At 58.9% G+C, this 19,223-nt stretch carries 15 protein-coding genes and 3 pseudogenes; 5 read left to right on the forward strand and 13 right to left on the reverse strand.

Going from position 1 to position 19,223, the window contains the following annotated elements:
- Positions 1-85: 85 nt before the first annotated feature.
- Together AB8B29_RS30880 and AB8B29_RS30885 are read left to right on the forward strand one after the other, a co-directional pair.
- The gene (locus AB8B29_RS30880) at positions 86-604 is read left to right on the forward strand and encodes a Dps family protein (protein WP_112442397.1); all 519 of its coding nucleotides are present in this window, start codon (positions 86-88) and stop codon (positions 602-604) included.
- Positions 605-674: 70 nt separating this feature from the next.
- Entirely contained in the window at positions 675-1,646 is a 972-nt protein-coding gene (locus AB8B29_RS30885; RefSeq protein ID WP_112442399.1) for an alpha/beta fold hydrolase, read from the forward strand.
- Between the two features lie 258 nt (positions 1,647-1,904).
- Here the strand turns inward: AB8B29_RS30885 and mug are convergent, their stop codons facing one another.
- The 6 genes and pseudogenes from mug to AB8B29_RS30915 all read right to left on the reverse strand — a co-directional run bounded on the left by mug (position 1,905) and on the right by AB8B29_RS30915 (position 7,557).
- Complete coding sequence (mug, locus tag AB8B29_RS30890; protein WP_112442401.1) at positions 1,905-2,474, reverse strand: G/U mismatch-specific DNA glycosylase; 570 nt, start codon at positions 2,472-2,474, stop codon at positions 1,905-1,907.
- Positions 2,475-2,517: 43 nt separating this feature from the next.
- Positions 2,518-3,132 carry a TetR/AcrR family transcriptional regulator gene (locus AB8B29_RS30895; RefSeq protein ID WP_047640070.1) on the reverse strand — a complete coding sequence of 205 codons (615 nt, stop codon included), beginning with the start codon at positions 3,130-3,132 and terminating at the stop codon, positions 2,518-2,520.
- Positions 3,133-3,179: 47 nt separating this feature from the next.
- Positions 3,180-3,553 (reverse strand): annotated as a pseudogene (locus AB8B29_RS30900) (nuclear transport factor 2 family protein).
- 125 nt (positions 3,554-3,678) lie between these two features.
- Positions 3,679-4,626, reverse strand: coding sequence for an aldo/keto reductase (locus AB8B29_RS30905; RefSeq protein ID WP_244655245.1), 948 nt, complete (start codon positions 4,624-4,626; stop codon positions 3,679-3,681).
- Between the two features lie 212 nt (positions 4,627-4,838).
- Positions 4,839-6,389 carry an MFS transporter gene (locus AB8B29_RS30910; protein WP_047640067.1) on the reverse strand — a complete coding sequence of 517 codons (1,551 nt, stop codon included), beginning with the start codon at positions 6,387-6,389 and terminating at the stop codon, positions 4,839-4,841.
- Positions 6,382-7,557 (reverse strand): HlyD family secretion protein, encoded by a 1,176-nt coding sequence (locus AB8B29_RS30915; RefSeq protein WP_081999625.1) that lies wholly within the window; start codon positions 7,555-7,557, stop codon positions 6,382-6,384. The genes AB8B29_RS30910 and AB8B29_RS30915 overlap by 8 nt, the downstream gene beginning before the upstream one ends.
- Positions 7,558-8,573: 1,016 nt before the next feature.
- Between AB8B29_RS30915 and AB8B29_RS30920 the strand changes: the two genes are divergently transcribed.
- Positions 8,574-10,535, forward strand: coding sequence for an elongation factor G (locus tag AB8B29_RS30920; protein WP_047640065.1), 1,962 nt, complete (start codon positions 8,574-8,576; stop codon positions 10,533-10,535).
- A 279-nt stretch (positions 10,536-10,814) separates the two neighbouring features.
- On the opposite strand, the gene AB8B29_RS30925 is transcribed toward AB8B29_RS30920, so the two are convergent.
- Positions 10,815-11,687, reverse strand: a complete 873-nt coding sequence (locus AB8B29_RS30925; protein ID WP_162734485.1) for an SDR family NAD(P)-dependent oxidoreductase — start codon at positions 11,685-11,687, stop codon at positions 10,815-10,817.
- Positions 11,688-11,768: 81 nt separating this feature from the next.
- Here AB8B29_RS30925 and AB8B29_RS30930 point away from each other — a divergent pair.
- Together AB8B29_RS30930 and AB8B29_RS30935 are read left to right on the forward strand one after the other, a co-directional pair.
- Positions 11,769-11,963: pseudogene (locus tag AB8B29_RS30930) on the forward strand (LysR family transcriptional regulator); the annotation flags it as partial.
- A gap of 15 nt (positions 11,964-11,978) precedes the next feature.
- A complete protein-coding gene (locus AB8B29_RS30935; protein ID WP_244655246.1) occupies positions 11,979-12,692 on the forward strand; it encodes a substrate binding domain-containing protein in 714 nt (237 codons plus the stop codon).
- 179 nt (positions 12,693-12,871) lie between these two features.
- On the opposite strand, the pseudogene AB8B29_RS30940 reads toward AB8B29_RS30935, so the two are convergent.
- The 6 genes and pseudogenes from AB8B29_RS30940 to AB8B29_RS30965 all read right to left on the reverse strand — a co-directional run.
- A pseudogene (locus AB8B29_RS30940) lies at positions 12,872-13,014 on the reverse strand (IS6 family transposase); the annotation flags it as partial.
- A gap of 87 nt (positions 13,015-13,101) precedes the next feature.
- Complete coding sequence (locus AB8B29_RS30945; RefSeq protein ID WP_113102539.1) at positions 13,102-15,039, reverse strand: beta-galactosidase; 1,938 nt, start codon at positions 15,037-15,039, stop codon at positions 13,102-13,104.
- A gap of 26 nt (positions 15,040-15,065) precedes the next feature.
- Positions 15,066-16,163, reverse strand: coding sequence for an ABC transporter ATP-binding protein (locus AB8B29_RS30950; protein ID WP_092576783.1), 1,098 nt, complete (start codon positions 16,161-16,163; stop codon positions 15,066-15,068).
- A gap of 20 nt (positions 16,164-16,183) precedes the next feature.
- The gene (locus AB8B29_RS30955; protein WP_092576781.1) at positions 16,184-17,038 is read right to left on the reverse strand and encodes a carbohydrate ABC transporter permease; all 855 of its coding nucleotides are present in this window, start codon (positions 17,036-17,038) and stop codon (positions 16,184-16,186) included.
- A 5-nt stretch (positions 17,039-17,043) separates the two neighbouring features.
- Complete coding sequence (locus AB8B29_RS30960) at positions 17,044-17,955, reverse strand: carbohydrate ABC transporter permease (protein WP_439006980.1); 912 nt, start codon at positions 17,953-17,955, stop codon at positions 17,044-17,046.
- Positions 17,956-17,977: 22 nt separating this feature from the next.
- Positions 17,978-19,210, reverse strand: a complete 1,233-nt coding sequence (locus tag AB8B29_RS30965; protein ID WP_047557255.1) for an ABC transporter substrate-binding protein — start codon at positions 19,208-19,210, stop codon at positions 17,978-17,980.
- Positions 19,211-19,223: the final 13 nt, after the last annotated feature.

Raw genomic sequence — 19,223 nt, forward strand, 5'->3', positions numbered from 1 at the left:
TCGACTAGCCAAGCATTGGATGTTGCGGGCGCGGGGCCTGGTCTAAAAAGTCTCCAGCAACCCGCTCAACCCAATGGAGATCATGATGGACCGCACACTCGCTGAAAAACACCGCAAGTCGCCGCTTGCAACACAGACAACGCTTGGCACAAACGCGACTGCCGATATATCCGGCGCACTGACGGCGCTTCTGGCCGATGTCTTTGCCCTTTACCTCAAGACCAAGAATTTCCATTGGCACATGAGCGGGCCGCATTTCCGCGACTATCACCTGATGCTCGACGAACAGGGCGAGCAGATTTTTGCGATGACGGACGATGTCGCCGAGAGAGCCCGCAAGATCGGCGGCACGACGATCCGCTCAATCAGCCATATTTCCAGGCTGCAGCGCCTGCTCGACAACGATGCTGATTTCGTCACGCCGGCCGACATGCTGGCCGAACTTCGCGACGACAATCTCACGCTGGTGTCGTTGATGAAGGAGACCCACAATCTCTGCGACGAGCACGGCGATATCGCGACCGCCAGCCTGATCGAGAACTGGGTCGACGAGGCCGAGCGCCGCGCCTGGTTCCTGTTCGAAAGCACTCGAAGCGCCGAGTAAGCATATCGGCCCGTCGATGGTCATGTCGGCCAATATGGACTTGGCCGGCTCAAAATCTCGGAGATATCTCATGACCAGCGAATTTTCCCTTTCCCGTCGGCAGGTTCTACTGACCGGCACTACTATTTCATTGGCTCTGGCTATTCCGGCTTTCGCTTCTGAAAAGAAAATTTCCCCACATCAGCGAGGAATTGAACCGATGACCCATAGTTACGTGACCACCAAGGACGGCGTTGAAATCTTCTATAAGGACTGGGGTCCAAAGGATGCGCAACCGATCGTATTCCACCATGGTTGGCCATTGTCGTCCGACGACTGGGATGCGCAAATGCTATTCTTCGTCAGCAAGGGCTACCGCGTCGTCGCACATGATCGCCGCGGTCATGGCCGCTCGTCACAGGTGAGCGACGGTCACGACATGGATCATTACGCCGCCGATGCCTCCGCCGTGGCTGAGCACCTGAGCTTGCGCAACGCCGTCCATATCGGCCATTCGACAGGCGGCGGCGAAGTCGCTCGTTACGTCGCCAAATATGGGCAGCCGCAGGGCCGTGTCGCCAAGGCTATTCTTGTCAGCGCCGTTCCGCCGCTGATGGTCAAGACCGCAGCCAATCCTGATGGCACACCGATCGAAGTATTCGATGGTTTCCGTAACGCACTCGCAGCCAATCGCGCGCAGTTCTTCCTCGACGTTGCCTCTGGCCCATTCTACGGCTTCAACCGCGAAGGCGCGAAGGTTTCGCAGGGCGTGATCGACAATTGGTGGCGCCAGGGCATGATGGGCAGTGCCAAAGCCCACTATGACGGCATCAAGGCCTTCTCGGAGACCGACCAGACAGAAGACCTTAAGGCAATCACCGTACCGATGCTGGTCACACAGGGCGATGACGACCAGATCGTTCCCTACAAGGACGCCGCGGAACTTCAGGCGAAGCTGCTGAAGAACAGCACCCTAAAAATCTACAAGGGCTTCCCGCACGGCATGCTGACCACGCATGCCGACGTGATCAATCCGGATCTGTTGGCGTTCATCAACGCCTGATTGTTCCCTATCCGAAGGCGTATGCAGCGTCCACCTCATGGCCGGAGCATACGCCATTCCCCACGGGGCGGCCCAATTCACGCAACTCGCGATCCAGTAGCTGCAATGTTAGTTCCAAGTCGCGCGAGGAACAGAGCCGCATTGTGCGGGAGAGCGACATGAGGTTACAGGGCTTCCTAGATGTCCACGCGCTTGGAATAGCAGGGTCAGTGGTTCGGATCCGTTCAAGAGCCACGACAAGTCATATCGTTTTCCAGCTCACAGATCTCCATGCCGGGCGGTGGGCTTAGTCTCCGCTCTCAGCTGAAGGTAATGCGCTTTCAGGCGATCCAGGCTGAAAGCTCTGTTGAGCCCGCTGGGGTTAGGCAGTACCCAGGTTTGTGCTCCGGCAAAAAAGTCGCTTTGCTTGCCCCAGTCGCAGTCGGGCTTGGATGTGATTGCTGCAAAGGCCGCTTTGCCGAGAAAGGCGAGGTTCGCGGGCGCGAACTTCCTCATCTTTGCTTCAAAGAGAGGTGCTGCCTCTTTGTAGTCGCTCGTCGTTATCTCAATGGCACTCCTGGTCGCGCGGGAGACAACGGCGGTAATGCCGCATCCGTACTGGAGAAGCTCCTGCTCTTCTTCGGCCTGCAGGAGTCGCGGCGTGAAGCCGGAAAGATGTAGCACCTTCCAAAATCGGTTACTCGGAGACGAGAAGTTGCGCCCGTCCCGGACAGCCGTCAAGGCGGGGTTCAGGCCGCAGAAGACGACCGAAAGACGGAAGTCAAGAACGTCAGACAGCCCGACTGCCGCCTGCTCCGCATTCTGATGACGAACCATATCCGAGGACATCGGTTACGTTCTCCTGTCGATTGGTTACGCCGATTAATGCCGATCATTGCTTCGGGCGGCTGGAAAGGCCGGCAATCTGCATCATGACGGGGCTTATAACCTCCTCCTTATGGAGTTCGCCAATCAGCAGTTTGAGCCAGCTGAAGCCGACCCATAACGAAATCTTGTCATCAACCTCGTGCGCCTGCAGTTCGCCCCGGTTTGCCGCGTCAGTCAAAATTCGTCTGACGTCGGCCGTCCGTTCGGGAAGGAACCTGTCACGCAAGGCGCTGAGGGCTTCCGGAGTGCCTTGCGCCTCGGCGATCAGTCCGCGCAGCGCGGCTCCTGCCGGATGCGCTGCCCAGAAACGCCAGAGGCTTGTCGTGTATTGCACGAGATCAGCAACGAGGTTTCCGGTGTCGGGAACAGGCACGGAAGCCGACCGTTCGGTCGTATAGATGGCGATGAAGAGGTCGGCCTTCGTTGGATACCAGCGATAGATGGTGGTTTTTCCGGCACCGGCGCGTCGTGCGACCTCATCGACCGAAAATCCCGCATAACCCCTCTCCGAAATCAGGTCTCGGGCGGCGGCAAGCACCGCCGCTTCGGCGTCGGGGCTGCGGCGCGATCCGATCGAGGTTCGTTTCTTTGCTGTCGAGGTCTTTGTCTTCGTGGTCATCACCAGCACCTATCCCGACTCGCCACCACCGATCAATGGCGCGTGTTCTATCTTTCAACCAAACGTGCCCAGGAGGGCGAGGGGGCGAACTGCTCAGTGAAGTATTGCGTCTCTCTAGCGACGAGCCTGTTGTGAAATTCCATGATGCTCACCGCATAAGAGGGTTTGCCGTCATAGGTCAGAACGAATTCTGTGACCCATAGGCTACTGCTGCCGGTAATCCGGCGAACGCTAAACCGCTTCTTGTTGGGCTGGGCGAAGCAGCTTTCCCGGTTCTTGCGGCGACATGGATCCGATCGCCGGACTGCGGATATTCAAGCAATGCATCGTCGTGATAGATTTCATGCTCGACGTCAAAATCGCCGGCGTCTGATGCGGCCCAATGCCGTTCGAGCGCCAATCTCACTCTCTGGTCTTCCATCTTGGCCTCCTATAACTGCCGTCGTACGAACTGAAACTGAAGCTCCGAGGGCGATCGAAGCCTGGCGGCGCGCCGGAGAAGCATTGACGGTGGCCTTGCCCCTCCGGGAGAGCTTAACTTGCGATCTACGTCGATTTCACCCGAGGGATGAAACCGGGAACGCCTGTCTCGACGACGCTGTTGAACCGAACGCTCGTCGATATGTCGGAACGGATCCGTACCATTTCCTGATCTGGAAGCGCCGAGATTGCGAAATTTTCCTCGATGCGAAGCGGTTTGATCGACGTCGTCAGGAAGCCGGTGCCGCGCTGTACGGCCCAGGCAAGGGCCACCTGCGCCGGCGTCTTATTGACGCGGTCGGCGATCCCGGTGATGACAGGGTCTGTAAGCAAGTTGGGCTCCATCGCGTGACCCAATGGCGCAAATGCCAGCAGCACGATCCCATTGGCCTGACAATAGTCGAGCAGCTCCCATTCGGGCAAGTAGGGATGGGATTCCACCTGTACGATGGCGGGCGTGACGCGCGCGTTCGCGACGATCTCCTTCAGCTTGTCCAAGGTGATGTCAGATAAGCCTATCGACCGACAACGACCGCTTTCCACGAGCGCCTCGAGCGCGTGCCAGGTTTCGATCAAGCTGATCCCGGCATCATAGATGACCTGACCGTTCTCGTCTCGCGGATCCAGTTCGTCGCCCGGAAGAAAAGCATAAGGCGTATGGACAAGATAGGCGTCCAGGTAGTCGAGCTTAAGGCGTCGAAGGCTTGCTTCAAGCGCCGCTTTCACCCGTTCCGGGCGGTGGTTTGTATTCCATAGCTTCGTTGTGACGAACAGATCCTCGCGCTGAACCGACCCATCCGCGATCGCCTCGGCAATTGCCTCGCCGACTGCCTCTTCGTTGCGATATCGTTCAGCGCAGTCGAAATGGCGAAACCCAACAGATAGGGCCTTTGCAACGGCCCGCTTCGTCGTAACCGGGTCGGGGATGAGGGTACCGAACCCAACGGCAGGCATTTCTTTGCCGCCTGTGGCAAGGGGGATTGTCCTGTGGCGCAGCATATAGGGGGCTTCCATCGGCCTACTCCTTTGACTTGAGAACAAAATTGAATGGCTGTGATCGTTTGCCGCTCTGCAAGAGCTGATCAAATAACGATCGCATGTTGAGATCCTTTGATTGGAGAGCGATCGGCTATTGGCCAACTGTAACACGATATCGACGGGTCTTGACGTCACGTTCGAAACCGAGGCGCTACGCGCCGCGATCGGCAAATTGTCGTGACCTTACATCACGCGGTCAGCGGATGCGCAGGGGAGGGCTTCATGAGGGCAACTACGATCAATCCAGCGACCGCGGCCGCGAACGTAATCCAGTACCCGTCGATATAGGCCGCGACATTGGCTTCGCGCTGCACGATCGTGGTTAGAACGCCGATCCCGCGCTTGGCAACGTCTGCTTTCGATTCCATCCCCATGCTGGACGCAAGTTGCGACAGCGTGGTTCCCCATCCGGGCGTCGTCCCGGTGACGTGGAGGCCGATAAGATAGGAATGCAATTGCTCGCGCTGTCTGATCCAGGTCACCATGATTGCCGCCACGGTTTCCGAACAGATCAATCTCATAACCTGCACGTAGGCCGTCAACGATATGGCTCGCGCGGGGTCTACGTTGCTGAAGAGGGTTGCGACGGCTGCAAGGAAGACGATTTCCTCTCCGAATGTCTGGAGGATCGTGATCAGTCGAAATTCGGGCAGTGACCACTGGCTCGTCAACTGGGTTCCAATCCAGGCGGACAGCAGGAAACATGTAAAGCCTATCGTTAGGGCGGCGCGCTGCTTGAGTTTCCGCACGAGCGCCACGGCAGTGAAGGTCGCGCCTGCAAGCAGAAGGATCGCATACGGCGCCTCGAAATCCCCAATCTGCTCAGGCCGCAATCGCGCCACCGAAGCAAGGAAGTTCGGCTCGATCAGCGAACTGCCGAGGCTTGTTGTCATGAAACACGCAATGGCGGCGAACCCGAGCGCTATGTTTCGCGTGCGAAGAACCGAGACATGGGCCCAGGGATGTTCGACCCGAGACTCGTGCCACAGAAACGCGCATATCAGAAAAACAGCCGAGGCAAGCAAGGACACGATGAGGCCAGACTGAAACCAATCAAGCCGATTGCCCTGATCAAGCGCGAAATACAGCGTCGTGAGCGCCGAGCCGAACAGTGCCATACCGCCCCAATCAGCACGCCTGAGAAGGGCATGGTCGATTCCAGCCGGTTTGGTCCCATACCAGAAGAGAATGCCGATCATCGGGGAGACAATAGCACCTTGCCAGTACAGCCATTGCCAGCCGATCGTCTGGGAATAGCTGCCGGCCGTATAGAGGCCGAGATTTTGCGCGAACGGGATCCGCAGGACGTAGAAGGAAAGAGCGATGATCCAATACCTGCGGTCAAGATTGCGGAAAGCAGTTAGCAGCGTTGCGCCGACGAACATGCCGAGGAAAACGGCCCTTAAAGCATGCAGCGCGACCAGGACATTGAATCCGTGGACGAACGGGATGACCACGGAGATCGCCGAATAGAGTATGGTCGGAGCGACCATGACCCGCTTCACCCCGAACACCGCAATCAACCAGCCGATCGACGGGGCCACAAGGATCTGTGGCGCGGTTGCGAAGGTGCTCAGCCACGCGCCCTCATCGAAGCCGAGCCCGAAGGCGCCACGCAGATCCGAGAGCCCAATGCCGGCAGTGCGGACGTCGAACGCTGTCAATATCGATGCCATGATCATCGCCACGGCGATGTAGCCCTGACGAGAGAGGTCGCGCCGATGTAAGTTCTCAGACATGGTCTTCGCCCTTGGTGGCGATGCGCGTCGTGACCGACATACCAGGCCGCAGCCGATCGAAATTTGGCTGATCCGAGTCGAGTTCGATCCGAACGGTGAGACGCTGCGCGACCTTTGTGAAGTTGCCGGTCGCGTTGTCAGCGGGCAGCAGAGCAAAGGTTGACCCAGCCGCAGGGGATATTTTCGATACCGTTCCATGGAGTGCCGTACCCGGCAGCAAATCGACAGAGATATCGACCGACTGCCCTTCGTGAACCATGGACAGCTGGTTCTCCTTGTAATTCGCCAGGATGTAGATCTTCGGGAGCGGGACGATCGAGATCAGGGGCGTGCCCGCGGCAACATAGTTCCCGACCTGCGCGTTTCGTCTGGCGACGATGCCATCGACTGGCGCCCGTACGTTCGTGTATCCGAGCTCCAGTTCGCGGGCGGCAAGATCTGATGCTGCGGTATCGAGATTTGCTTTCAGTATGTCGCGCTGTCTGGCGAGGACGTCGAGCTTGACCCTCTGAGCGGCGACGTTGGCACGCGCTACATCCAGGTTTGCAAGCGCCCGCTCGTGAGCGGCGGTCGCCTTTTCGAAGCTCTGAACCGTACTTACCCTCCCGTCGATGCCTAGCCTCGTCTGTCGCTGGAGCTCCTTCTCCGCCTCGACCTCTTCAGCGGCAGCCGCCTGTTGCTGGGCAACGGCCACGTCGATCTGCGTCAGTTGAAACGTGTGCTGGGTGTCGTTATCGCCAAGTTGAGCGTTGACGGCAGCGAGCCTCGCTTTCGCGCCACGAAGTGCGACCTCATAGGGCTTTCGGTCGATGGTGAATATCGGATCGCCCGCCTTGACCCGGGCGTAATCTTCGACCGAGATGGTCTCGACAGTGCCGCTGACGCGGGCGCTGACGGCGGAAATATCCGAGTAGACCGCAGCGTCGTCTGTGGATTGAACGCTTCTTGTCGCCACCCATGTATCCCAGCGCGTCGACGAAGCACCGACCGCAACGAACGCAATGATAATAGCGGTTGCCGGGACAATTAACGCCCGCAAATTTGCCGTTTCCTGCGGAGCGGACCGCGGTGCGCTCGCTTGCGAGTTGGCCGGTGCCGTCATGACACGCTCTTCCGGCCGTTCATCTCTTTGGGTCCTATTCAGTAACCTGATCATGTTCTCCACCATACCCCCGGCTCATCGTCCGCTATAAAAACGTCGCTGCATGCTTAGTCATTGCGCCTCCAGGCGACTGACGTGTGAGTGCTATATAAACGATACGTATCGTTTATACAAGCGGCACGTCGGATATTGGTGTTGGGTAGGCGGACCAATATAACGCTGATCCGACGCAGCGGACCTAGGTCCGTGGCATAATCTCATTGATGCCGCAAAAGCGTTTGGCAGCCGGGGACTGTGGAGCTTCGCTGCGATGCGAACCACACCACGCGGCGTCAGTTCGCGGAGAATCGCGGGGACCTTTGCCGCTTAAAGGCTCCGTAGAAAAGTTGGTCGCGACCAACTCTGCTAAACCTTTGTAGTCGTTAGGTTTTTGAATTTCGATATTTTTGAGCGAAATCACCAGCTGGAGGAACGATATTCGAGTGGACCGAGGTGATCTCCGATAGGCAGCAGCGCCGGTCGGTGGGAGAGGCGAGCCAGTCGTCGGATCATCGATCCTGCGGATCGGCCAAAGGCGCATCATCGTGTGAAGAGGCGCTCGATCTCCCCACGCTGTTTGGCGTGTTTGACCGGATTGTCGTTCCTTAGTTTTTGCAGGTTGAGGATCTTCCAGCGGACGGCCGGCAAGGCGAGGGCGTGCGTCAGGCCGATAACCTCGAAGTCGGGATCGCCATCGTGAAGGGACAGAAGAAACGTCCGGGGCCGGCAAGAAGACTTTATAAAAGTGGAGAAATGTCCGTTTCAAACGGACTTTCACACCCGATCATGCCGCGGCGCAACCTACCCGTCATCGTTCGTCTTGAAGCCATTTTGCCCAAAGCTGCAGGAAAGCGCGGTAGTTCTTCATGCCCGCGCGCAGAAAATGCAGGCTTTCGACCTCGCCGCTTTTCACGTTCGTACTCAGCCTCAAATGCAAGTCCAGGTCAAAGCGCTGTGAAACGGAACACCTCTGGCGCCTTGCAGCGGTTCAGGGCATCCTATGAAGGCTGAAAATTATGTTTATGGCAGTTGGAGGAATGCCTATGCGCTGCTTTACCGTGCTTGGACCCTCGCAGACCGGAAAATCAACAGTCGTGGAAAAGCTCGGCTCCCTGGAGGGGGCGCCGAGAAAATCCAGCTCCCCTTATGGATTGAACCTCACAGAATTCACCTTTGGAAACGAGGCGTGGTGTGCGCTGGATGCGCCAGGATCCAGCGAAGCGTTGGTGCATGCACAGCACGCGCTTCTTGCCAGCGACGCCTGCATCCTGTGCGTTTCATCGGCACCCGAGGAGGCTGTGCTCGCCGCGCCCTATCTGCGCGTAATCGAGGCCTCGGAGACGCCGTGCATCCTCTTCGTCAACCGGATGGACGAACCGGGAGGGCGGCTGAGGGACGTGATCGCCGCGCTTCAAGACTACGCCAACCACACGCTTTTGCTTCGCCAGATCCCGATCCGCGAGGGGGACAGGATCATAGGCAGTTGCGATCTGATTTCGGAACGGGCGTGGCGCTATCGGGAAGGCCAGACTTCGGCGCTGATCGCAATCCCCGAAAGCGCGGCCGAGCGCGAGCACGAAGCGCGCAGCGAGCTCCTGGAACACCTGTCCGAATTCGATGACCGGCTTCTCGAAGAACTGATCGAAGATCGCGAGCCGCCCAGCAACGCGCTCTATGCCATTTCATCGCGGGTTCTCAGGGAAAACAGGATTATTCCAGTCCTGATCGGTGCCGCAAGTCACGGCAACGGCATGATGAGGCTGATGAAGGCGCTGCGCCACGAGGCGCCGCCGGTGGGGGTTCTTCGACAGCGCCTGGCTCGTGCAGGCAATGTCGATGAAAACAAGCTGACCGCCGTGAGCTTCCATGCCTATCATCGCCAGAATGTCGGTAAGACAGTGCTCGTGCGCGCGCTTGGCGAGGGACTGCGGCAGGGCGCATCACTGGGCGGCTCCAGCCTCGGCGCCGTACAGCATCTCGCAAACGGGAAGTCCAATTCGGCGGTTGTGCCTGCGCTGGGGGACGTCTTCGCGACGGTCAAGTCCGACCACTTGCCCGTCCCTTCGCTGTTGACATCAGACGCGGTGGCCGCCCCGCCTGAGTGGACGGAGCCGACCACCCCGATGCTTGAAAGGATCCTAGTCCCGGGCAGCGAGCGCGATGAAAACAAGCTCTCCGAAACACTGGCAAAACTTTCCGAGACGGATCGCGGCCTAACGGTCTTGCAGGAGGAAAGCACTGGCGCCCATCTCGTCTGCGTCCAGGGGCCGGTGCATCTGCGCGATCTCTGCCGAACCCTGTCCGACGTGTTCCATATCGACGTAACTGATCGAACGCCCAGCCCGATCTACCGCGAAACAATTGCGAAACCATCTGAGGTTCATTATCGTCACCGCAAACAGACCGGCGGTGCCGGACAGTTTGCGGATGTGAAGCTGAGCATTCGCCCCAATGAGCGCGGCCGGGGCTTCACCTTTAGCGAAATCGTCAAGGGTGGCGTCGTTCCGCGCAACTACATCCCTGCTGTCGAAGCAGGCGCGCGCGAAGCGATGGAGAAAGGGCCGCTAGGCTTCAAGGTCATCGATGTCGGCGTAACGCTGTACGATGGTCAGCACCATGCCGTCGACAGTTCGGAACACGCCTTCCGAACTGCGTCGAAAATGGGAGTACGACAGGCGCTTTCCCAAGGGGCGGCCGTTTTAATGCAACCGGTCTTCCGCAGCGAAATTCACATTCCTTCGATCTATTCCGGCAGCCTCGTCCAGATCGTCTCCGCTCTCAAAGGTCAGGTCCTCGGCTTCGAACGGGATGAAACCGCCAAGGGATGGGACATCTTCCGAGCACTCATTCCGGGCGTCGCACTTGACGATCTGGCACGGGCGCTGCGCTCGGCGACGCAGGGCATTGGTTATTTTTCCAAGACCTTCGATCACTTCGAGGAGCTATACGGCAAGGAAGCGGACGCCATCGTGAGGGCACACGAGGAACCAGGCGTGGCACACTGAAACGTTCGCACCATGTCATGCTCGTTCGCAGAATGGGGCTCATGTCGTTTGGCAGTCCGCCCGACTAGGCGCGCGGTGGCTTTCGGAAAACGCAAATAAAAGTTGCGCAGATAGCTATCCAAGTGTTGTGATTTTTCTCTATGAATGAGGTACCGGATGAGTTGAACGAGCAGGATTTCTTACGCCGCGAACCGCTAGATTTTTGACACCTCAGGCAGTAGTCCGACCGCTGAGCAGTACGTGGCGCTATGCCAAGCGTGTGCTCAGCGGATTTCGAAATCAAGCTTTGAGCGTCAGCAAGTCGTCCACGCCGAATGCCCCGTAGATGCCGCTTGTCACCTGGGCGAGCTGGTCGTTCATCTTTTGCACCTCTTCTCCCATCCCGATGAAATCGACGACCGTCCGGTTCGGACGCGAACCCGCCGGGATCTGGACCAGGTTGACGATCGCCTCGCTGACCTTGTTGACGTCCTGCTCGGGTTTGGAAGCGAGGAACTGCTCGTAGCCAGCGAGGGCATGATCCGGAACCTTGGCGAATTGGCCGTAGCCCTCGAGACGCGCCTCGTCGTGCGGATGGACGAGATTGCCGATCCATGACGTCTTGAATCCGCCTGGCTCGACGAGGACCACGTCGACGCCGAACTGCGAAAGTTCGACACGGTAGCTGTCGCTCAGGGTTTCGACGGCGAACTTCGTTGCGCTATAGGGTCCATAGAACGGCATGCTCAGGCGACCAAGCAAGCTGGAGACGTTGATGACGAGACCGGAGCCCTGTCCGCGGAAGGTCGGCAGGACGGCACGCGTCATGCGATGGACGCCAACGACGTTGATGTCGAAGAGGCGCAGCATCTGCTCGGAGGTGAAGCCCTCCGTCAGGCCGTGCGTTCCGGTTCCGGCGACGTTAATCAAGACATCGAGACCGCCCACTGCCGAGATTGCGGCTTCGACGCCTTTCGAGACGCTGCCGTCGTCGGTCACGTCAATATCCACGACATTCGCTCCGGCGGCACGAAGTTCGGCTGCGACAGCGGCGTTGCGCCCGTCCGGGTCACGCATGGTCGCAACCAGATCGTGACCGTTTTTCAGCAACGCACGGGCGGCCAACGCGCCGAATGCGCCGTTCGCTCCGGTGATCAAAACTTTCTTTCCCATCATCGTCTCCTTTGGATGGCTCGAGGATGGGGGAAAAATTATCAGTTGTGAGAAATGAAACAATGTGGTTTAACGCAACACATGGTTCAGGAAAATAGAACGATCGATCTGGGGGAGCTTCGGGTGTTCGCGGCCATCGCGCACTATGGCGGACTGACGTCTGCGGCGGCTGCCCTCGGGGTCTCCAAGTCTACGATATCGCATTCGCTGACACGGCTCGAGGAAGGGCTCGGGGGGCGCTTGTTCGAGAGAAGCTCCCGGCGGGTAGCGCTTACCCGCGAGGGAGAGCAGATGCTTCCGCGGGTGCAATCGCTTCTGGCTGAGGCCGACAATCTGTTGGAAGAAGCCGCACGCACTTACACCACGCCGCGCGGGACAGTGAAGATTGCAGTACCACCCGCATTGGGGAGCGCCGTCCTCGAACGGCTCGTTCCTGAGCTACAGGAGCGCTATCCCGACATCGTGCTTGTCGTGTCTCCGAACTACGGGATGGACGATTTACAAGACCCCGTGTTCGACTTCGCGATCCGCGCCGGGCATGTCCATGACGATAGCCTCGTCGCCAACAGACTGGGGTCGTTCTCGCGCATCTTGGTTTGTGCGCCGACACATCCAGCCGCAAAGATCGGATCGACTGCGGATTTGAACGGTCTGCCGCTGCTTGCATTCTCGGGACGAGCACCCCGCGTGGAGTGGCGATTACAGTCCATATCGCAGCCGAAAAACGAGGTGTTGATCGACAGGCAAGCCAAATTTGCCGCCCAGGATTTCGACATGCTGGTGCGGCTGGCGCGGACGGGCCACGGGGTCGCCGAGGTGCCCGCGTTCATGGTACAGACCGAGGTGAGGGATGGAAAGCTGGCCCACGTCCTGCCGGACTGGCGATCACCGCCGGTAGATGTAATGCTCGCCTACAGGGTCGGCGCAGCGCGGGTCAGTCGGGTCGCGGCGGCAATCGAGGTCGCTCGCGATTCCGTTGTTCAAGTCCTCGGAAAGAGCATTTGATCGGTCCTTGGAACCATGCATTTACGAGCGTCGAATGCAATCCAAGCTGACAAAGGGCCACGGTCTCGACATAGCGCCCTGCAGATGGCATCAATAGTTTCGCGGCGGGCGTGTTGCAAATTTTCAGCGAGGCCAAAGGGACCGCACTGCGCGATTGATTTTCTTGCTTTGTTAACCTTTTAGAGCCCGAAGAGGCGTGCGAGTAGATCGTTTTGATCGTTGACGGTCCATTCGCCGTGAAGCCAAACCCCTTCCGCAGTCAGAGCATGGCTTCGAACGCAGCGATCGTTCGACGCGCGGTTTTGAAGGATCGGAACCAACGGGTCGTAGGTCCCGATCGGTACAAGCGCAAGAAGGGACAACGTATGGCCCGTCTCCACTTGAAATTTTTCCTGCTTCGGGCAGGACGTTAGCCGTCAACCCAGCAAGCGAAATCGTGAGGGCCCACAACTTCGCTGCCGATCTGAAACAGTATCCCTCCGAAAGGCACTGTCCACGGCATTGGGCCGTAATTAAAGGCAAACGTCAAGGCACCTCGTTTACGCAACCTGATATGATCAGGCAGTTCGATCATGGCGACGCCCTCAGCCTTCAGGTAGTCCGCAAAGATCTGCCTGAGAAAATCACCGTCAATCCAGGCACCCAGATAGGAGCAGTTGCGTTGAGTGACCATTGCCGCCGAGCCGTCCTCATAGGTAAGATCGGCGGGAAGATCGGTCTCCAGACGCTCGGCCCAGTGGGTTGCCACGCCCGACGCCTTGCTACCGGTGAGGGAGAGCGAAACACCTGGTCGCAGCGACGAAACCTCGCTAACTTTTACTGAGACGAGCGATTGGAGCGCTCCGGGCGGCAATTCCCAGGGAACCGCATGAGATGTTGTCTTCGATCCTGTTCGCGGACCGAAAATGATATGAGCGGTCGCCGCCTTGAAAGCAGCTAGGCTGCGGTCATCGATGATCGGCAAACACGGCACGAGCACAAGCTTGTAGCCCGCCAACGATTGTCCAGGTGCGACCACGTCTACGTCGACACCGAGCCGCCGGGCTGCCTCATACCACGCATGCAGCAGTAGCTTGTAGTTGAAGTCGTCACCCTGGGGCTGGATCCGGGTGATCCATGACGCTTCATAATCGAGGACGATCGCCACCTCCGCTCGCTCGACCGGGGGCAGATCGCCCATTACCTCTATTTCTCGCGCTACCTGCGCCACCTCCAGGCCACCCGGAGACGGCTGTCGGTCGGGGCGCTGCAGGCCGGCGTGCATCTGTTCCTGCGCATACGGCAACTGCCGCCAGCGGAAATAGCTGACGACTTCGGCCCCATGCGCGAAGGCCTCCCAGGTCCACAGACGCACCATGCCATTGGCAGGCGCCGGATTCCAGTGGGCCCAGTTCACGGGGCCGGGCTGCTGCTCCATGATCCAGAAGCGATCGTTGCGGATGCCGCGGTAGAGATCGTGATGAAACGCCGAGAAATCCGGATGGGAGGTGTTGTACCAGCGCACCCGCTCGGCTTCGGGCAGTGGGAAATGCTCGACCTTGCCCAGGGGATAAGAATCCCAGCTGCAGAAATCTAGCGATTCAGCAAGCTTGAAATGATCGAAATTGTGAAAGAAGCCCATGAAGTTATGGGTTATGAAACGGTCGGGTGAATGCTTGCGGATGATCGCCGCCTGAAGCGCACAATACTCCGCCAGGCTGTCCGAGGCGTAGCGCCAGAAATCCAAGCGGGCCGCCGGGTTGGTCTCGGAGACTGCGCCGACCGGTGGAATGACCTCGTCAAAGGAATTGACTTCCATGGACCAAAAGACGTTTCCCCAGTCCTCGTTGAGCCTCTGCGGCGACTGATAGCGCTGGCTGAGCCAGTTGCGGAATCCGGCGGCATCTTCCGGTCCGTAGGAGAGGACGGTATCGTCACCGCCGAACTCGTTGTCGATCTGCCAGCCGACGACGGCCGGATGTCGGCCATAGCGTGCGGCCACTACCTCGACGATCCGTCGCGTTTCGCTCAGCCATTGCTCGCTGGCCGGCGTGTAGTGCCGCCGCGATCCGAACAGCCGCGCCTTACCGTCCTCGCCGACGGGCAGGACATCCGGATAGAGATCGACCAGCCATTTCGGCGCCGCAGCCGTCGGCGTGCCGAGAACGATCTTCAGACCTTCGGCGGCCAAAATCTCTATAGCCCGATCAAGCCAGTCCCAGTCGTAGCGTCCCTGTTCCGGCTCCATGCGGCTCCATGCGAACTCGCCGATGCGCACGTAGCGGATGCCAATTTCGCGCATTTGCCGCGCGTCCTCCGGCCACCATTCCTCATTCCAATGTTCTGGGTAGTAACAAACGCCTAGCATGGACAAATTCCTGGGTGGTAAACGCGTTATTGTATGGAGTTGCGGACCAGCGCCGTGCCGCTGCTGTCGAATATCTGACAGTTGCCCGGTGTCAATCCGATTGCCATCGTTTCTCCGGTCCGGATCCGGTTGACGCCGTTGGTGCGCACCGTGATCGGCGTGCCCTCGACTGTCCTCAGGCTGAGCAAGGTATCGGATCCCAGATGCTCGACTAGTTCGACAACGCCCTGCATGACGGCGCTGGCTGCGCTGGCCTCGACGAAGTGCTCCGGACGCACGGCAAACGTCACCGCATCGCCGGCGGCAGCCAGTGCCCCGTTCAGCGGCATGGCCATCAAGACCTCCGAGGGTAACCGAACGTAGGCAACATCGGCTTCTATTCTTTCGATCACCGTCGGAAAGCTGTTGATCTTGGGCGAGCCGAGAAATTGTGCCACGAACAGGTTGTCGGGGTTGAGATAGAGATCGAGCGGCGAACCGACCTGCTCGATCTGGCCGCGATTGAGCACGACGATCTTGTCAGCCATCGTCATCGCCTCGACCTGGTCGTGGGTGACATAGATCATCGTCGAGCCGAGCTCCTTGTGCAGCCGCAGAATCTCGATGCGCATCTCATGCCTTAGCGCCGCATCGAGGTTGGAGAGCGGCTCGTCGAACAGGAAGACGCTCGGATCGCGGACGATCGCCCGGCCGATGGCGACGCGCTGGCGCTGGCCGCCGGAAAGCTGGGCGGGCTTGCGGTCGAGCAGCGGCTCCAGATGCAGCATTCTGGCCGCCCGGGAAAGCTTGTCGGCGATCTCCGCCTTAGCAACCTTGGCCATCCGCATCCCGAAGGTGATGTTCTCTGCCACCGTCATATGCGGATAGAGCGCATAGGACTGGAAGACCATGGCGATGCCGCGATTGGCAGAGTCGACATCGGTCATATTCACGCCATCGATCGTCAGGCTTCCGCCCGTCATGGTTTCGAGACCCGCGACCAGACGTAGCAGCGTAGACTTGCCGCAGCCGGAAGGGCCGACGAAAACGACGAACTCGCCATTATCGATGGTAAGATCGATGGCATCGATGACGCGGGTCTTGCCAAAGTCCTTGGAGACCTTCTCCAGTGTCACATAGGCCATTGCGTTGGTGTTCCTCAAAATTAGCCCTTGGTCGCGCCGAATGTCAGGCCTGCTATGAACTGGCGCTGCATCAGGAAAAAGACGATGACGGGTGGCATCGCTGCCAGCAGCGAACCGGCCGAGACCAGATGCCAGGTGGTTGTCCAGGTTTCGCGCAACGCCTGCAGGCCTGCTGTCACCGGCCGGGCGGAATCCGATTGCACGAGCACCAGCGACCAGAAGAAATCGTTCCAGACGAAAGTGAAGACCAATACGAATAAGGCGGCCATGGCCGGGCGCACCAGCGGCACGATGACATGCCAGAAGATCTTGAATTCGCCGACGCCCTCGACCCGCGCCGCCTCGATCAATTCATCGGGCAGTTCGGCGATGAAGTTGCGCATAAACAGAGTGCAGAAGCCCGTCTGGAAGGCGATATGGAACAGGATCAGTGCCCATATGGTGTCATAGACGGGGATGATATGGATCGACAGATCTCGGACAGGGATCATTAACATCTGAAACGGCACGAAGTTGCCGGTGATGAAAAGCGCTAGCAACGCCGTGCTGCCAGGAAAGCGATATTTGCTGAGCGCGAAGCCTGCCATCGTCGCCAGTGCGATGGCACCGCAGACGGATACCAGCGTGATGACGGTGCTGTTCAAGAGAAAGCGCAGCATTGGCGATGAAGTGAAGACCTTGCGGTAATTCTCGACGAACATCGTCTCGGTCGGCCAGCCCCAATAATTGCCGGCGTTGAGATCCTGGACGGAGCGTATTGATGTCAATGCCACGGCGATGATCGGCAGAATCCAGATGATCAGGCCGATCCACACAGCGATGTGGTAGCCGGCCCGTGCCTTGGCCGACGCGTTGGTGATGGGAGCAGGAAACATCGGCGCTACCTCTTGTTGCTGGGCAGTGAGCGCAGCAGATAGATGACGACGCAGACATCCATCAGCAGAAAAAGGCAGGTGGCGATAGCCGCACCATAACCGATGCGCATCGCCCCGAATGTCTGCTCATACATGTAATAGGCGAGCACCGTCGAGGAATCGTATGGTCCGCCGCCGGTCATCACCGAGACCAGATCGAAGGATCGTAGCGCGCCGACGACCGAGACGATGACGGCGATCGAGGTCGCCGGCAGCAATTGCGGCAAGACGATATGCCACAACAGCTTCCAGCCCTTGACGCCTTCCATTCGCGCCGCCTCGATCAATTCCGGATTGATGGCCGTCAGGCCCGTGAGATAGAGGATCATGCAATAGGCGACCTGCGGCCAGAGACCGGCCGCGATGATGGCGAAGGTCGAGAACCTCTCGTCTTCGAGCAGGGCGATCTTCGGCAGGTCGAGGGCGGTCAGGATATGGTTCAGCAGGCCGAATTCGGCATTGAAGAACCAGCCGAACATCAGGCCGACGACGACCTGGCTGATGACGAACGGCATGAAGTATAGCGACTTGACGAAGCGCATTGCCAGCCCCGCCTGGTTCAGAAACAGCGCCAGAGCCAGGCCAAAGGCAGGTGCGAACAGAAAGGCGACGAGCCAGTAGATATTGTTCTTCAGCGCCGTCCAGAAGACCGGATCGTCGCGGAACAACTCGAAGTAATTGTCCAGCCCGACAAAGCGGTTCTCGCCGATCCCGTCCCAGTCATGCAGGCTTAGCCACAGGCTTTCCAGCACTGGCCAGATGACGAAAATCCCGAACATGATCAAGGCAGGGGCGACGAACAGCGGCGGAGCGAGCCGTCGCTGATAGCGCTTCCATAGGCTTGGTGCGAAGGTGTTCGTGGACACATTGCTTACCATCGCAGGCTTATTCCTCGCATGCTCAGTTCGGGTATGCGCGTTTGGCGGCACGATCTATGTTCTGCAGGATGCGGCCAAGACGATCCGGGTGGACCAGAAACTCCTGGAAGCCGGTCATCGCGATCGTGGAGACGGCATCGGCGGTGTCTCGGTCGATGAACTGGGCATAGGACTGCGCGCCGGAAGCCAGCGACGCGCTTTCCTGCAGCAGGCGGTTTTCCGGCGGTTTTGCCTTCGGGTTGGCAGGGAGGATGTGATAGGCTTGCGTCATCTGCATCTGGACGTCGGCCTGGCCGAGATAGGCCAGGAATTTCTTGGCGTCCGGGATGTTCTTTGCCTTGGCTGGAATATGGTAGGTCTCGATCGGCGCATCCTCGGCGCGCGGCACGGTCGGGTCGATCGTTGGGAAACTCATCGCTTCCGTCACCGGCTCTGATTCGGGCGTCAGGCTGTCGATCAGATAGTTGCCCATCAGCATCATCGCTGCCTGGCCCTGGTTCATCATTGCCAGCCCTTCGCGCCAGGCGAGATTGGTGTGATTTTCAGCAAAGCAGTTGGCATCGACCATCTTCTTCCAGTCAGCAAACACCGTCTTGACCTTGTCGTCGGTCCAGCTGACCTTGCCGTTCATCAGATCCATATGAAAGGCGTAACCGTTTTGCCTGAGGTCGATATAGTCGAACCAGCCGGCGAGCGGCCAGGGGGCTTTCGATCCCAGCGCCACCGGCGTAATGCCCTTGGCACGAAAGACCTTGCAGCTGGCGACGAGGTCGTCGAAGGTCTTGAACGGGGCGACTCCAGCGGCGGCAAATACATCCTTGCGGTAGTAGATGGCCCAGGTCGAATAGGAAGTCGGCATGCCGTACTGCTTGCCATCGACACTGATCGAATCCACCATGCCCGGACCAAATTCCGCCTTCACCTGTGGCGTCCAGATATCGCTGACATCGGCGAGCAGGCCGGGCTTCACGAACTGGGCCATCTTGTTTCCGGCATACCACTTGATGATGTCCGGCGGACTTGTCGTCAGCCAGTTGCGGATGGCGGTCTTGTTGCTTTCCTCATCGTAGAAGTTCACCTCCACCTTGATGTCCGGATTGGCCTTCTCGAAGGAAGCGACAGCGCCGTTGACGGCATCGCGATCGGGAGCGCTGGCAACAGACGCATTGAGGACGACCGTTCCGGCAAAGGCAGAGGATGCCGCCAGAGCGCTCGTACCGAGAAGCAGGCAAGCCAAGGAATGGGAAAGCTTCATGAATCGGTCTCGC

Origin of the sequence: Rhizobium sp. 11_C7_N12_5 (assembly GCF_051811145.1) — a bacterium.
Classification (GTDB): domain Bacteria; phylum Pseudomonadota; class Alphaproteobacteria; order Rhizobiales; family Rhizobiaceae; genus Rhizobium; species Rhizobium lusitanum.

Excerpts from the sequence above, each read along its gene's own strand:
- AB8B29_RS30880 (WP_112442397.1), top strand. The coding sequence starts at position 86 with ATGGACCGCACACTCGCTGAAAAACACCGCAAGTCGCCGCTTGCAACA.
- AB8B29_RS30885 (WP_112442399.1), top strand. The coding sequence starts at position 675 with ATGACCAGCGAATTTTCCCTTTCCCGTCGGCAGGTTCTACTGACCGGC.
- mug (WP_112442401.1), bottom strand. The coding sequence starts at position 2,474 with ATGTCCTCGGATATGGTTCGTCATCAGAATGCGGAGCAGGCGGCAGTC.
- AB8B29_RS30895 (WP_047640070.1), bottom strand. The coding sequence starts at position 3,132 with ATGACCACGAAGACAAAGACCTCGACAGCAAAGAAACGAACCTCGATC.
- AB8B29_RS30905 (WP_244655245.1), bottom strand. The coding sequence starts at position 4,626 with ATGGAAGCCCCCTATATGCTGCGCCACAGGACAATCCCCCTTGCCACA.
- AB8B29_RS30910 (WP_047640067.1), bottom strand. The coding sequence starts at position 6,389 with ATGTCTGAGAACTTACATCGGCGCGACCTCTCTCGTCAGGGCTACATC.
- AB8B29_RS30915 (WP_081999625.1), bottom strand. The coding sequence starts at position 7,557 with ATGGTGGAGAACATGATCAGGTTACTGAATAGGACCCAAAGAGATGAA.
- AB8B29_RS30920 (WP_047640065.1), top strand. The coding sequence starts at position 8,574 with ATGCGCTGCTTTACCGTGCTTGGACCCTCGCAGACCGGAAAATCAACA.
- AB8B29_RS30925 (WP_162734485.1), bottom strand. The coding sequence starts at position 11,687 with ATGGGAAAGAAAGTTTTGATCACCGGAGCGAACGGCGCATTCGGCGCG.
- AB8B29_RS30935 (WP_244655246.1), top strand. The coding sequence starts at position 11,979 with ATGCTTCCGCGGGTGCAATCGCTTCTGGCTGAGGCCGACAATCTGTTG.
- AB8B29_RS30945 (WP_113102539.1), bottom strand. The coding sequence starts at position 15,039 with ATGCTAGGCGTTTGTTACTACCCAGAACATTGGAATGAGGAATGGTGG.
- AB8B29_RS30950 (WP_092576783.1), bottom strand. The coding sequence starts at position 16,163 with ATGGCCTATGTGACACTGGAGAAGGTCTCCAAGGACTTTGGCAAGACC.
- AB8B29_RS30955 (WP_092576781.1), bottom strand. The coding sequence starts at position 17,038 with ATGTTTCCTGCTCCCATCACCAACGCGTCGGCCAAGGCACGGGCCGGC.
- AB8B29_RS30960 (WP_439006980.1), bottom strand. The coding sequence starts at position 17,955 with ATGGTAAGCAATGTGTCCACGAACACCTTCGCACCAAGCCTATGGAAG.
- AB8B29_RS30965 (WP_047557255.1), bottom strand. The coding sequence starts at position 19,210 with ATGAAGCTTTCCCATTCCTTGGCTTGCCTGCTTCTCGGTACGAGCGCT.